Annotated in this window: 11 protein-coding genes; 4 read left to right on the top strand and 7 right to left on the bottom strand. The window is 73.2% G+C overall.

The annotated features are described in order from the left end of the window. Positions 1-125: 125 nt before the first annotated feature. The 4 genes from recX to ACH4RC_RS00105 form a co-directional block, all read right to left on the bottom strand. Positions 126-923 carry a recombination regulator RecX gene (gene recX / locus ACH4RC_RS00120; protein WP_398193132.1) on the bottom strand — a complete coding sequence of 266 codons (798 nt, stop codon included), beginning with the start codon at positions 921-923 and terminating at the stop codon, positions 126-128. A 3-nt stretch (positions 924-926) separates the two neighbouring features. Continuing rightward, positions 927-2,051 (bottom strand): recombinase RecA, encoded by a 1,125-nt coding sequence (gene recA / locus ACH4RC_RS00115; RefSeq protein ID WP_398193131.1) that lies wholly within the window; start codon positions 2,049-2,051, stop codon positions 927-929. A gap of 181 nt (positions 2,052-2,232) precedes the next feature. Next, entirely contained in the window at positions 2,233-3,483 is a 1,251-nt protein-coding gene (locus ACH4RC_RS00110) for an AI-2E family transporter (protein ID WP_398193129.1), read from the bottom strand. A gap of 60 nt (positions 3,484-3,543) precedes the next feature. Further along, positions 3,544-3,738: a DUF3046 domain-containing protein gene (locus tag ACH4RC_RS00105; protein WP_398193127.1), complete on the bottom strand. Its 195-nt coding sequence runs from the start codon at positions 3,736-3,738 to the stop codon at positions 3,544-3,546. Positions 3,739-3,818: 80 nt separating this feature from the next. Between ACH4RC_RS00105 and ACH4RC_RS00100 the strand changes: the two genes are divergently transcribed. Continuing rightward, positions 3,819-4,769: a hypothetical protein gene (locus tag ACH4RC_RS00100; protein WP_398193125.1), complete on the top strand. Its 951-nt coding sequence runs from the start codon at positions 3,819-3,821 to the stop codon at positions 4,767-4,769. A 32-nt stretch (positions 4,770-4,801) separates the two neighbouring features. Here ACH4RC_RS00100 and ACH4RC_RS00095 read toward each other — a convergent pair whose 3' ends face one another. The 3 genes from ACH4RC_RS00095 to ACH4RC_RS00085 are packed head-to-tail and all read right to left on the bottom strand — an operon-like array spanning position 4,802 to position 6,742. Continuing rightward, positions 4,802-5,110 (bottom strand): AzlD domain-containing protein, encoded by a 309-nt coding sequence (locus ACH4RC_RS00095; RefSeq protein WP_398193123.1) that lies wholly within the window; start codon positions 5,108-5,110, stop codon positions 4,802-4,804. Then, positions 5,107-5,880, bottom strand: coding sequence for an AzlC family ABC transporter permease (locus tag ACH4RC_RS00090; protein ID WP_398193121.1), 774 nt, complete (start codon positions 5,878-5,880; stop codon positions 5,107-5,109). Before ACH4RC_RS00090 ends, ACH4RC_RS00095 begins: the two co-directional genes overlap by 4 nt. A 25-nt stretch (positions 5,881-5,905) precedes the next feature. After that, on the bottom strand, positions 5,906-6,742 hold the full coding sequence (locus ACH4RC_RS00085; RefSeq protein WP_398193120.1) for an AraC family transcriptional regulator: 837 nt from the start codon (positions 6,740-6,742) through the stop codon (positions 5,906-5,908). An 87-nt stretch (positions 6,743-6,829) separates the two neighbouring features. On the opposite strand from ACH4RC_RS00085, the gene ACH4RC_RS00080 reads away from it, so the two are divergent. The 3 genes from ACH4RC_RS00080 (at position 6,830) to ACH4RC_RS00070 (ending at position 13,309) form a co-directional block, all read left to right on the top strand. Next, the gene (locus ACH4RC_RS00080; RefSeq protein ID WP_398193118.1) at positions 6,830-11,584 is read left to right on the top strand and encodes an ATP-dependent helicase; all 4,755 of its coding nucleotides are present in this window, start codon (positions 6,830-6,832) and stop codon (positions 11,582-11,584) included. Between the two features lie 71 nt (positions 11,585-11,655). Further along, positions 11,656-12,462, top strand: coding sequence for a DNA-formamidopyrimidine glycosylase family protein (locus ACH4RC_RS00075; protein WP_398193116.1), 807 nt, complete (start codon positions 11,656-11,658; stop codon positions 12,460-12,462). 70 nt (positions 12,463-12,532) lie between these two features. Continuing rightward, positions 12,533-13,309 carry an SDR family NAD(P)-dependent oxidoreductase gene (locus ACH4RC_RS00070; protein ID WP_398193114.1) on the top strand — a complete coding sequence of 259 codons (777 nt, stop codon included), beginning with the start codon at positions 12,533-12,535 and terminating at the stop codon, positions 13,307-13,309. Positions 13,310-13,489: the final 180 nt, after the last annotated feature.

Raw genomic sequence — 13,489 nt, 5'->3', positions numbered from 1 at the left:
GTGAGGCGGCGGGATCACCGCTGAAGCGGCAGGATCACCGCTGAAGCGGCAGGGTCACCGCTGAAGCGGCAGGATCACCGCTGAGGCGGCTGGGCTACCGGTGAGGGGCCGCTGGAAAGGCGCCCCTACTCGTCGAACCCCAGGTCCTCCGTCTCCTCCCCCTCTTCCTCCAGCGCCCGGCGCACCACCCGCAGCGCCATGCCCTCGGAGTACCCCTTGCGTGCCAGCATCCCCGCGAGCCGGCGGAGCCGCTTGTCGCGGTCGAGGCCGCGGGTGGAGCGGAGCTTGCGGGCGACGAGTTCGCGGGCGGTCTCCTCCTCGCTCTCGGCGTCGAGCCGACCGACCGCCTCGTCGATCACCGTGGAGTCCACCCCCTTGGTGCGCAGCTCACGGGCGAGCGCGCGGCGGGCAAGACCCCGGCCGTGGCGGCGGGACTCCACCCAGGCGTCCGCGAAGGCGCTGTCATTGATCAGCCCGACCTCCTCGAACCGGGACAGCACCTCCTGCGCCACCTCGTCCGGGATGTCCCGCTTGCGCAGCGCGTCGGCCAACTGCCTGCGCGTGCGCGGGGTCCCGGTGAGCAGGCGCAGACAGATGTTCCGTGCCCGCTCCGCCGGGTCCCCTGACGGTTCCCCCCGCCCGGCCCTCGACGGGTCGGGAGGGCCGTCGTCCTGTGCGGCGCCAGGCGGATCCCCGAATCCGCCCCGGCGCCGGCGTCCACGTGGTCCGGCCCCACCGCGCGAACGCCCTCCACCACGCGGCGGCCCGTCCGCCGCACCGTCCCCCGCCCCGGCTCCGTACCCGTCCTCGCCGTACGCGGCGGCGTCGTACGCGCCGTCGTGCGTCTCGTCGCCCCCGCGCCCCCGGCCCTGGGAGGCGGCGGGACGGGCGTCGTACTCGGCCCAGTCGGTTCGTCGTGTCACGGACTAGCTCTTGGCCGCCGCGGCCTTGGACTTGGCGGCCTTGGGCGCGGGCACCGTCTTGGCGGCGTCCTCGGCCGGGGCCACGGCCGTGGCCACCGCGTCCGCGGTGGGCTCGGCGGAGGGCTCCTCCGGGCGGACACCGACGCCCAGCTTCTCCTTGATCTTCTTCTCGATCTCGTTGGCCAGGTCGGGGTTGTCCTTCAGGAAGTTGCGCGCGTTCTCCTTGCCCTGGCCGAGCTGGTCGCCCTCGTACGTGTACCAGGCGCCGGCCTTGCGGACGAAGCCGTGCTCCACGCCCATGTCGATCAGGCCGCCCTCGCGGGAGATGCCCTGGCCGTAGAGGATGTCGAACTCGGCCTGCTTGAAGGGCGGCGCGACCTTGTTCTTGACGACCTTGACGCGGGTGCGGTTGCCCACCGCGTCCGTACCGTCCTTGAGGGTCTCGATGCGACGGATGTCCATGCGCACCGAGGCGTAGAACTTCAGCGCCCGGCCACCGGTCGTGGTCTCCGGGGAGCCGAACATCACACCGATCTTCTCGCGGAGCTGGTTGATGAAGATCGCGGTGGTCTTCGACTGGTTGAGCGCGCTGGTGATCTTGCGCAGGGCCTGGCTCATCAGACGGGCCTGCAGACCCACGTGCGAGTCGCCCATCTCGCCCTCGATCTCCGCACGCGGCACGAGCGCGGCGACGGAGTCGATGACGATGAGGTCGAGGGCGCCGGAGCGGACCAGCATGTCGACGATCTCGAGGGCCTGCTCGCCGTTGTCCGGCTGGGACAAGATGAGGTTGTCGATGTCGACGCCGAGCTTCTTCGCGTACTCGGGGTCGAGGGCGTGCTCGGCGTCCACGAAGGCCACCGCGCCGCCCGCCCGCTGGGCGTTGGCCACGGCGTGCAGGGTGAGGGTCGTCTTGCCGGAGGACTCCGGGCCGTACACCTCCACCACGCGGCCGCGGGGGATGCCGCCGACGCCGAGCGCGACGTCGAGGGCGGTCGACCCGGTGGGGATGACCTCGATGGGGTCGTTCGGACGCTCGCCCATGCGCATCACTGCGCCCTTGCCGAATTGCCGTTCAATCTGTGCGAGTGCGGCTTCGAGCGCCTTCTCGCGGTCGGTTCCTGCCATGGGTTCCACCCGGTTTGCTTGTGTCGATCGCTTCACGTCAAAGACGCTAACGCCTGCCACTGACAATCGGCCTCGACGCCCGTCCCGCCTGTGGATAACTCGAGGCTCACCCATAAGAATGGATGTTCGATTTTGGTGTCAAGCGCACCACGCAGGGGGCGTGCCGCCCGCCCACGGGCGTCTAGGGCGCCTGCCGGTGGTCCTCGGCGTTCGGCTCGTTCGGCCCCCGCAGGGCGCGCCGGGCGCGGGCCAGGATCGAGGCCCCGCCGCGCCTGCGGTGCCCGTGCACCCGGGGGTCGTCGGTGACGTCGTACCGCTTCACGTACGCGCCGAGGAACGCCTGCAGCGTCGCGACGGCGGGGATCGCGATCAGCGCGCCCACGGCACCGAGCAGCGCCGTGCCCGCGATGACGGACCCGAAGGCGACCGCGGGGTGGATGTCCACGGTCTTCGCCGTCAGCTTCGGCTGCAGCATGTAGTTCTCGAACTGCTGGTACACGACGACGAAGATGAACACCCACAGCGTGTACCAGGGGTCCACGGTGAAGGCGATCAGCATCGGCAGCGCGCCCGCCAGGTAGGTGCCGATGGTCGGGATGAACTGCGAGACGAGCCCCACCCACACGGCGAGCACCGGCGCGTACGGCACGCCGAGCGCCTGCAGCAGGATGTAGTGGGCGATCCCGGAGATCAGCGCCATCAGGCCGCGCGAGTACAGGTAGCCGCCCGTCTTGTCGACGGCGATCTCCCAGGCTCGCAGCACCTCGGCCTGCTTGGCGGGCGGCAGCACCGAGCACAGCGCGCGCCGCAGCCGCGGCCCGTCGGCGGCGAAGTAGAACGAGAACAGGGTGACGGTCAGGAGCTGGAAGAGGCCGCCGAGCACCTGCGCGGAGACGTCGAGGACGCCGGTCGCGCTGTTCTGGACGTACTTCTGGAGCCAGTCCGAGTGCAGCAGGCTGTCCTGGACCTCGACGCGGTTGAGCTCCGTGTGGAACGTGGAGTTGACCCACCTGATGACCTGGTCGAGGTATTTCGGGAAGTCCTCGACCATGTCGACGATCTGGCCCGCGAGCATCGACCCCATCAGGACGACGAAGCCCGCGCCCGCGACCATCACCGCGAGGAAGACGAGACCGGTGGCGAGGCCCCGGCGCAGGCCGCGCGCCGACATCCAGCTCACCGCGGGCTCCACGGCGAGCGCCAGGAAGAACGCGATCAGCACGTTGATCAGCAACCCGGTGACCTGGTGGAAGGCCCACGTGCCGAGCCGGAAACAGGCGATGAGGGCCAGAGCGAGCACCATGGCGCGGGGCAGCCAGCGCGGCATCCCCGCGCGCGGGAGCGGCGCCGGTCCAGGCGGTTGCTCGGGAGGCGTCGTGCCCGGCGGTGTCACGTCGGCCGTCACCGGGATGGTCTCGTCAGTCGCTGCCACGGGGCCAGTCTCGCCCACCCCGCGGGCGATCGGTGACCGCCCCGGATCCCGCACCACGGATCAGCGCTTCCCGGCGGGCACGTCCATCGCCGCGCACACCACGCGCCAGACGTCCTTCGCCTCCCACCCGGCGTCGAGCGCCTCGTGCACGGTGCGCCCGCCGAGCCCCGTCATCACGTGGTCGCGCGCGAAGGTGTCCGCGTACCCGGGTCCGAAGTGATCCGCCATCCGCTGCCAAAAAACCGTCAACCGCATGCGTCCAGTATCCCGCCCCTGAGGGTGGGGCCCGGCCGGTGCGGCGTTCCGGGGGCGCTGTCGCGTCCTACGGTCGACGCATGGCCGAAACCGGAGCTTCCCCACTCCCCTCATCGCCGTCGGCGTCCTCACCGCTCTCCCGCGCCGAATCGTTCGTCTGGCTGACCGCGCGCGTCCTGGAACAGCGCCGTTTCGCCTATCACTTCCTGGAGACCGCGCCCGCCGCGGCCGACGCCGTCGAGACCGCCCTGGCCGCCTACCGCACCGCGGACGACGGCTACGGCCACGGTCTCGAACCCGATCTGCGCGGCCCCGCGAGCCAGCCCCTGCACGCCGGGTACGCGCTGCGCGTCCTGGACACGATCGGGCGGTGCGCGGGGCAGCGCGCGGAGCGGGTGTGCCGTTATCTGACCGTCGCCTCCACCCCGGAAGGCGCCCTCCCGGCGGTGCGTCCCAGCCAGCACGGCTACCCGCACGCCCCGTTCGTACCGGTCGTGAACGACCCGCCCGGCGAACTGCTCGCCACCGGCCCGGTGGTGGGCCTGCTGCACCGCAACGAGGTGTGGCACGCCTGGCTCTTCCGGGCCACCGAGTTCTGCTGGGCGGCCGTCGACTCCCTGACGCGGTCGCATCCGTACGAGATCGAGGCGGCCGTCGCCTTCCTGGACGGGGTGCCGGACCGCTCACGCGCGCGTGCGGCGGCGGACCGGCTCGGCCGCCTGGTCCGCGAGCAGCGCCTCGCGGTGCTCGATCCGGAGCGCAAGGACGACTGTCCGCTCGCCCCCGGCTACGCGCCTGGTGAGCACCATTTCCCGTACGACTACGCGCGGGCCCCGGAGTCGCTGGCCCGCTCCTGGTTCACCGACGAGGAGATGACGCGCGCGCTCGACCATCTGGAGAGCGAGCAGCGGGAGGACGGCGGCTGGCCGGTCAACTGGCGCCAGTGGGCGCCCGTCGTCGCCCTGGAGGCGCGCCCCATGGTGACGATCGAGGCGCTGCGCACCCTGCGCGCGTACGGACGCCCCTTGTAGTCACCCCGCTCGCGTACGGACGCCTCCTGTCGTCACCCGGTGATCGCCCGCACCCCCGCCGTGACGACCACGGCGACGCCGACGACCACGAGGAACGGTGCGCGCAGCAGCAGCGCGACGGCGGCCGCGGCCACTCCGGCGGCCCTGGCGTCCAGGATCAGAACGCGTCCGTCCGCGAACGTCTGCTGCGCCGTGAGCGCGGCAAGAAGCGCTACGGGCAACAAGGCGGCCAGTCGCTTCACGACAGGGCGCTCCAGGGCGCCCGCGGGCACCAGGAGGCCGATCAGCTTGACGGCGTAACAGCCCACCGCGGTGACGGCGACGGCGATCCAGACGTTCATCGGTCTCCTCCTTGCGCGGCGTCGTCCGTGCTGCCCCGGCGCCGCCCCTCCACGTAGAGCACGGCCGGAGCGGCGAGCGCGGCCACCAGGACAGGCAGGCCGGCGGGCAGCACGGGCAGCAGTCCGAGGCCGAGCACGACGGCGATCGCCGCCACGGCACGCTCCCTGGCGCTCTTCACCATCGGCGCGAGGAGCGCCAGGAAGACGGCGGGTCCTGCCGCGTCGAGCCCCCAGGCGTCGGTGTCGCCGATGGCCTCGGCGCCGAGGGCGCCGAGCAGCGTGGTCAGGTTCCACAGGACGTACAGGGTCAGCCCGGTGACGGTGAAGCCCATGCGCACGCCGCGCCGTGTCGGCTGGGCGAGCGCCACGGCCGTCGTCTCGTCGATGACCCAGTGCGCGGCGAACGGCCGCACCGCGCGCGGAAGGGCCAGCAACTGGGAGAGGCGCAGCCCGTAGAACGCGTTGCGCACGCCGAGGAAGAACGCTCCCGCCGCGGCGGTGAACGGGTTGCCGCCGCCCGCGAGCGCGCCGACGAGCGCGAACTGCGAGGCCCCGGTGAAGACGAGAAGGCTGAGCGCGCACGTCTGGAGCACGGTGAGCCCGGCGCCGGCCGAGGTCACGCCGAAGGCGAATCCGGAGAGGCCGACGGCGACGCCGACGCCGAGCGCGTCCCGGACTACGGCTCCGTCGGACTTGCCCGCGTGGGCGTCGTGCCCGGGAGGTGCCCCGTCCGGGGTTCGTATGTCAGTGGGTGTTGTCTGTTCTGCCACGCCTCGGACCCTATGAGGGCGCCCGTCAGCGGTCTTGTACGTTCTTGCGCTCGCGCTGGTACGCCCCTGGGGGCACCCCGACGATCCGCGTGAAGTGCCGGTTGAGGTGCGGCTGGTCGGTGAACCCGACAGTCACGGCGGCATCGGCGGGCGCCTCGCCCTTCTCGAGGAGCCGCCGGGCCACGCGCACGCGCGCGTTGGTGAGCCAGGCGTGCGGCGGCATCCCGTAGGCGTCGCGGAAGGCGCGCAGGAGGGCGAACGGGCTGGCACCGAGGCCGGCCGCGAGCGCCTCCAGGGACGGCGGATCGGCCAGGCTCCCTTCCAGGACCTCACGCGCGCGCGCCGCCGCCGTCGCCCCGGCCGACCGGCGCGGCCGCGGGGCGAGCACCCGGCCGTGGTCCCGCAGCAGCCGGGCGAGCACGATCCGCAGCAGGCTGTCCGCGGCCAGTGCGTTGCCCTGCTCGGCGGCCCGGTGCACCTCGCGTATCAGCTGCGCCGCGCGCGGATCGGTGACCATGGTCTCGCCGAAGCCGACGGTCCCGCGCGCCGCGGTCGTCTCCGCCGCGATCTCGGTGACGACCTGCGCGGAGGGGTAGAGCGTGAAGTACGACCAGCCGTCGGGCCCGCCCGCGCGCGCGGTGTGCGCCACCTCTGGATTGATCATGACGACGGTGCCGGGACCGGCGTGCAGGGTGCGGTCCGGCAGACCGATCTCCTCGATCCCGCGGGTCACCGCGCCCAGGACATAGCCGTCGTGGCTGTGGCGCGGGAAGGTGTGCCGGAGGTAGCGGGCCCGCAGCAGGTCGAGGCCGGGCAGCCGCTCGTAGCGCCAGTGCCGTGCCCACTCCCCGTTCCCCGCCATCCCTCCATTCTGCGCCACTTCACCCTGATGAACCAGTCGTTTCCGCAGGTCAAGGCCGTTGTCAGTGGTGGGGTGCAGGATGGGGGCATGGTCAGGTCCAGGCAGGGAGCCGACGACGGCTCCAGCACCCACGGCGCCCTCAGTGGGTTCTCCCCCGCGACCCGCGGCTGGTTCACGGGGGCCTTCTCCGCGCCCACGCCCGCCCAGGCCGGGGCCTGGCAGGCGATCGGCGAGGGGTCGGACGTGCTGGTCGTCGCGCCGACCGGCTCCGGCAAGACGCTCGCCGCGTTCCTGGCCGCCCTCGACCAGCTGGCCTCGTCGCCTCCGCCCGCCGATCCGAAGAAGCGCTGCCGCGTTCTGTACGTGTCACCGATGAAGGCGCTCGCCGTCGACGTGGAGCGCAATCTGCGCAGCCCCCTGACCGGGATCCGCCAGGAGGCCGTGCGCCTCGGGCTGCCCGAGCCCGAGGTGAAGGTCGGCATCCGCTCCGGTGACACCCCGCCCGCCGAGCGCCGCGCCCTTGCCACGCGCCCGCCGGACATCCTGATCACGACGCCGGAATCGCTGTTCCTCATGCTGACGTCGGCCACGCGGGACGCGCTGACCGGCATCGAGACGGTGATCGTGGACGAGGTGCACGCGGTGGCGGGTACCAAGCGCGGCGCCCATCTGGCGCTCTCCCTGGAGCGCCTGGACGAACTGCTGCCGCGTCCGGCCCGCCGTATCGGCCTGTCCGCGACGGTCCGCCCGGTCGACGAGGTGGCGCGTTACCTGTCGCCGCAGCGCAAGGTGGAGATCGTCCAGCCGCCGTCCGGCAAGCGGTTCGACCTCTCCGTGGTGGTCCCGGTCGAGGACCTGGGCGAGCTGGGCGGCTCCCCGGTGGCCGACTCCGACCAGGGGGCCGAGCGCCCCTCGATCTGGCCGTCCGTGGAGGAGCGCATCGCGGACCTCATCGAGGCCCACCGCTCCACCATCGTCTTCGCCAATTCACGGCGACTGGCGGAGCGCCTGTGCAACAGGCTGAACGAGATCGCCTACGAGCGAGCCACCGGCGAGGCGCTGCCCGAGGACCACTCCCCCGCCGAGCTGATGGGCGGCTCCGGGGCGGCGACGGGCGCCCCGCAGATCCTCGCCCGCGCGCACCACGGCTCGGTCTCCAAGGAGCAGCGCACGCTCGTCGAGGAGGACCTGAAGGCGGGCCGGCTGCCCGCCGTCGTCGCCACGTCCAGCCTGGAGCTGGGCATCGACATGGGCGCCGTCGACCTGGTCGTCCAAGTGGAGTCGCCGCCGTCCGTCGCTTCAGGACTGCAGCGCGTGGGACGCGCGGGCCACCAGGTGGGCGCCGTCTCCACGGGCGTCGTGTTCCCGAAGTACCGCGGCGACCTCGTGCAGTCGGCGGTCGTGACCGAGCGGATGCGCTCCGGCGCCATCGAGTCGCTGCGCGTCCCGGGCAACCCCCTCGACGTGCTCGCCCAGCAGCTGGTCGCGATGACGGCCATGGACGCCTGGCAGGTCGACGACCTCCTCGCGCTCACCCGCAGGGCGGCCCCCTTCGCCTCGCTCCCCGAGTCGGCGTTCACCGGCGTCCTCGACATGCTCGCGGGCCGCTACCCGTCCGACGCCTTCGCAGAGCTGCGCCCGCGCGTGGTGTGGGACCGCGTCGCGGGGACGGTCACGGGCCGCCCCGGGGCCCAGCGCCTGGCCGTCACCTCCGGCGGCACGATCCCCGACCGCGGCCTGTTCGGCGTCTTCCTGGCGGGTACCGACCCCAAGAAGGGCGGCGGCCGCGTCGGCGAGCTCGACGAGGAGATGGTCTACGAGTCCCGCGTCGGGGACGTCTTCACCCTGGGCACCAGCTCCTGGCGCATCGAGGACATCACCCGCGACCGCGTCCTCGTCTCCCCCGCGCCCGGCGTCCCCGGCCGCCTCCCGTTCTGGAAGGGCGACCAGCTGGGCCGCCCGCTCGAGCTGGGGCGCGCGGTGGGCGCGTTCCTGCGCGAGGTCGGCTCGCAGAAACCCGACGACGCGCGCGTGCGCCTCACCGAGGCGGGCCTGGACACCTGGGCCGCGGAGAACGTGCTGTCGTACCTGGCCGAGCAGCGTGAGGCGTGCGGCCACATCCCGGACGACCGCACCATCGTGGTCGAGCGCTTCCGGGACGAGCTGGGCGACTGGCGCGTCGTCGTGCACTCTCCGTTCGGCGCCCAGGTGCACGCCCCCTGGGCGCTCGCCCTCGGCGCCCGGCTCAGCGAGAAGTACGGCATGGACGCGCAGGTCATGCACGCCGACGACGGCATCGTCCTGCGCCTGCCCGACGCCGACCTGATGGGCCTGGACCTCCTCGACCAGGAGCCCTCCAAGCCGGGCCTGGAGTACGACTCCGAGCAGGCGCCCATCGGCGCGGCCGACGTCGCCTTCGACAAGGGGGACGTCGACCAGATCGTCACCGACCAGGTCGGCGGCTCGGCCCTGTTCGCCTCCCGCTTCCGCGAGTGCGCCGCGCGCGCGCTGCTCCTCCCCAAGCGCAACCCCGGCAAGCGCACGCCCCTGTGGCAGCAGCGGCAGCGCGCCTCGCAGCTGCTCCAGGTGGCCAGCGAGTTCGGCTCCTTCCCGATCGTCCTGGAGGCGGTGCGCGAATGCCTCCAGGACGTCTTCGACGTACCGGGCCTCGGCGAGCTGATGGGCGACATCGAGTCCCGCAAGGTCCGCCTCGTCGAGGTCACCACCCCCGAGGCGTCGCCCTTCGCCCGCTCCCTCCTGTTCGGCTACGTGGCGCAGTTCCTCTACGAGGGCGACTCCCCGCTCGCCGAGCGCCGCGCGGCCGCGCTCTCCCTGGACTCCCGGCTCCTCGCCGAACTCCTCGGCCAGGCCGAGCTGCGCGAGCTGCTCGACGCGGACGTCTTGGCCGAGCTCGAGCAGGAGCTGCAGTGGCGCACCGAGGACCGCCGCATCAAGGACGTCGAGGGCGTCGCGGACCTGCTGCGCCTCCTGGGCCCGCTGACCGGCGCCGAGCTGGCCGAGCGCGGCGCCGAGACCGGCTGGGCCGAGGACCTCGCGTCCGCGCGGCGGGCCATCCAGGTCCGGATCGCGGGCACCGAGCACTGGGCGGCGATCGAGGACGCGGGCCGCCTGCGCGACGCGCTCGGCACGGCGCTGCCCGTCGGTGTCCCCGAGGCGTTCACGGAGCCGGTCAAGGACCCGCTCGGCGACCTTCTCGCCCGCTACGCGCGCACGCACGGGCCGTTCACGTCCACGCAGGCCGCGGCCCGTTTCGGCCTGGGTGCGGCGGTCACGGAAGGCGCTCTGCAGCGCCTTGCGGCGAACGGCAGGGTGGTGCAGGGCGAGTTCCACCCTGCGGGCATCGGCCAGGAGTGGTGCGACGCCGCGGTCCTTCGCCGCCTGCGCCGCCGCTCCCTCGCCGCGCTGCGGCACGAGCTCGAACCCGTACCACCTGCCGCGCTCGCTCAGTTCCTGCCCCAGTGGCAGCATCTGGGCGGTCACGGCCTGCGCGGTATCGACGGCCTGGTCCGCGCCGTCGAGCAACTGCAAGGCGCCTCCGTCCCCGCCTCCGCCCTGGAGAAGCTGGTCCTGCCCTCCCGCGTCTCCGGCTACGCGCCGGCCCTCCTCGACGAGCTCACGGCGTCGGGCGAGGTGCTGTGGGCGGGCGCGGGCTCGCTCCCCGGCAAGGACGGCTGGGTCTCCCTCTACCTCGCCGACACCGCCCCGCTCCTGCTGCCACCTCCGCACCCGCTGGAGCTGACGCCGCTGCACCGGGCGGTCCTGGACAGCCTGTCCGGCGGCTACGGCCTGTTCTTCCGCCAGATCGCCGACCAGGTCCGCGCCGCAACAGAGGGCCAGGACGGCGCCCCTCTCACCGCCACCGATCCGCAGCTGGCCGACGCGCTGTGGGACCTGGCCTGGTCGGGCCGGCTCACCAACGACACGCTCGCCCCGATGCGCGCGCTCCTCGGCTCGGGCCGCACCGCCGGTTCGACCGCCCATCGCGCGCGCAGATCCGTCCCGCGCGGCCGCTACGGGAGCCTCACGGCAGCCGCCCGGGCCACCTCGCGCACCGGCCCGCCCACCGTCGCCGGACGCTGGTCGCTGCTGCCCGCCCAGGAACCCGACCCGACCGTGCGCGCCCACGCCCTGGCCCGCACCCTCATGGACCGGCACGGCGTCGTCACCCGGGGCGCGGTCGCCGCCGAAGGCGTGGAGGGCGGCTTCTCGGCGATGTACCGCATCCTGTCCGTCTTCGAGGAGAGCGGCCAGGCCAGGCGCGGCTATGTGGTGGAGGGGCTCGGCGCCGCCCAGTTCGCCATGGACGGCGCGGTGGACCGCCTGCGCGCGGCGGCCAACGCCCAGGAGCGCGGCGCGCCCCCGCCCGACCCCTTCGCCCGGTCCGACGCCCCAGCCGCCAAGGGCGCCGCCCCGCGCGCCCTGGTCATGGCCGCCGCCGACCCCGCCAGCGCGTACGGCGCGGCCCTCCCCTGGCCCGAGCCGCCCGCGCGCGCGGGCCACAAGCCGGGCCGCAAGGCGGGCTCCCTGGTCGTCCTGGTCGACGGCGAGCTGACGCTCTACATGGAGCGCGGCGGCAAGAGCCTCCTGGCCTGGCCCGCCACCGAGTCCGACACCGCCGCACCGTCCGCGTCCCAGCTCGCCGACGATCCCCGCCTGCCCGCCGCCGCCCGCTCCCTGGCCGAATCGGCCCGTACGGGCGCCCTGGGCACGATCACCGTCGAGCGCATCAATGGCGAGGCGGCGCTGACGTCCCCGTACGCCCCACTCCTTGAGGGAGCGGGCTTCCATGCGACGCCGAGGGGGCTGCGCCTGCGTGCCTGAGGCCACCCCGACAAGATCACCCGCACCGTGCGCGCCCGCCGTCACGCCGGTGCGCCGCCTACGCTGATCCCATGCCCGAAGGAGACACCGTCCTGCAAGCCGCCAAGCGGCTGCACACCGCGCTCGCGGGGCAGGTCCTCATCCGCTCCGACCTGCGGGTCCCCCGGTTCGCCACGGCGGATCTGGCCGGACGCGAGGTCATGGAGGTCATCTCGCGCGGCAAGCACCTGATGACCCGCATCGAGGGGGACCTCACCCTCCACTCGCACCTGCGGATGGACGGCTCCTGGAAGATCTACGCGCCGGGCGAGCGCTGGCGCGGCGGCCCCGCGTTCCAGATCCGGGCGATCCTCGCCAACAAGTCGCACGCGGCCGTCGGCTACCGCCTCCCCGTGCTCGAACTGATCCGCACCAGCGAGGAGGCCAAGGTCGTCGGCCACCTCGGCCCCGACCTGCTCGGCCCGGACTGGGACCCGGAGAAGGCGCTGGCCAACCTGGTCCAGGACCCCGCCCGCGCCGTCGGCGAGGCCCTCCTCGACCAGCGCAACCTCGCGGGCGTGGGCAATGTCTTCAAGTCGGAGATCTGCTTCCTCCTGGGCGTCACCCCGTGGCTCCCGGTCGGCGAACTGCCCCCCGAGGCCGTCGAGCACATCGTCCCGCTCTCCAAAAAACTCCTGGAGTTCAACAGGGAGCGCCCCAACCGCGTCACCACCGGCCGCGCCCGTCCCGGCGAACGCCTGTACGTCTACGGCCGCGCCTCACGCCCCTGCATGCGCTGCCGCACCTCGATCCGCGTGGCCGAACAGGGCGACGGCTCCCGCGAACGCCCGACCTACTGGTGCCCCACCTGCCAGCCGGGCCCCCACCCGGCCAGGTGACCACGGCTCCCACCGGGCAACCGCCGCACGCCAATTGACGGCCCGTCAGGTCAGCTTCTACGGTCCCCTCATGCCCGTAAAGGCGTACGACCTCACCGGCCGCACCGCGTTCGTCACCGGCGCGGCGAGCGGCATCGGACGCGCGTCGGCCACGCTGCTCGCCGAGGCGGGCGCCACCGTGCACTGCGCGGACCGTGACGTACAGGGCCTGGACGAGACAGCCGCGCTCATCAAGGAGAACGGCGGCACGGCGCACACCCACACCCTGGACGTGTCCGACCGCGCCCAGGTCGCCGAGGCCGTCGCGGCGGCGGCCACCCAGACCGGAACGCTGGACATCCTGGCCGCGATCGCAGGGATCATGCACAACAGCCCCGTCCTGGAGACCCGTGACGAGGACCTCGACCGCGTACTCGCCATCAACTTCAAGGGCGTCCTCCACGCATGCCAGGAAGCGGCCCGCACGATGATCGCGGCCGGCACCCGCGGCTCCCTGATCACGATGGCCTCGGGTGCGATCGACACCGGCGGCCCCGGTCTGCTCTGCTACGGCGCCGCCAAGGCCGCCGTCGTCCAGCTCACCAGGACGCTGGCCACGGAGGTCGGCCCGCACGGCATCCGCGTCAACGCGGTGGCGCCGGGCTGGATCCGCACCCCGATGACGACCCGCCACGACGCGAGCGCCCAGGCCCACACGGAATCCCTGATGGAACGGATGGCTCCGCTCGGCCGGGTCGGCGACCCGGCCGACATCGCCCATGCGGTCCTGCACCTGGCCTCAGACGCCTCATCCTTCACCACGGGCCAGATCCTCCGCCCGAACGGCGGCGTCACCATGCCCTGGTGACCGCCACACCACTGCCCCGACCCCCTGCCGCGACACGACAACACACCAAGCACACGACTCCACCGCTACCGCCCCACGGCAACACTCCAAGCACGCGACTCCACCCCCACCGCCCCACGGCAGCGCTCGTAGCGCCCCAAGCACACGACTCCCCCCACCGCCCCGCCCCCACGCCGCGAC

Origin of the sequence: Streptomyces sp. NPDC016845 (assembly GCF_044332585.1) — a bacterium.
GTDB lineage: Bacteria > Actinomycetota > Actinomycetes > Streptomycetales > Streptomycetaceae > Streptomyces.
This window is presented reverse-complemented; position numbering and strand designations above follow the sequence as displayed.

Bases quoted from the DNA above. Each gene is read 5' to 3' on its own strand.
- recA (WP_398193131.1), bottom strand. From the start codon at position 2,051: ATGGCAGGAACCGACCGCGAGAAGGCGCTCGAAGCCGCACTCGCACAG.
- ACH4RC_RS00105 (WP_398193127.1), bottom strand. From the start codon at position 3,738: ATGCGGTTGACGGTTTTTTGGCAGCGGATGGCGGATCACTTCGGACCC.
- ACH4RC_RS00100 (WP_398193125.1), top strand. From the start codon at position 3,819: ATGGCCGAAACCGGAGCTTCCCCACTCCCCTCATCGCCGTCGGCGTCC.
- ACH4RC_RS00095 (WP_398193123.1), bottom strand. From the start codon at position 5,110: ATGAACGTCTGGATCGCCGTCGCCGTCACCGCGGTGGGCTGTTACGCC.
- ACH4RC_RS00085 (WP_398193120.1), bottom strand. From the start codon at position 6,742: ATGGCGGGGAACGGGGAGTGGGCACGGCACTGGCGCTACGAGCGGCTG.
- ACH4RC_RS00080 (WP_398193118.1), top strand. From the start codon at position 6,830: ATGGTCAGGTCCAGGCAGGGAGCCGACGACGGCTCCAGCACCCACGGC.
- ACH4RC_RS00075 (WP_398193116.1), top strand. From the start codon at position 11,656: ATGCCCGAAGGAGACACCGTCCTGCAAGCCGCCAAGCGGCTGCACACC.
- ACH4RC_RS00070 (WP_398193114.1), top strand. From the start codon at position 12,533: ATGCCCGTAAAGGCGTACGACCTCACCGGCCGCACCGCGTTCGTCACC.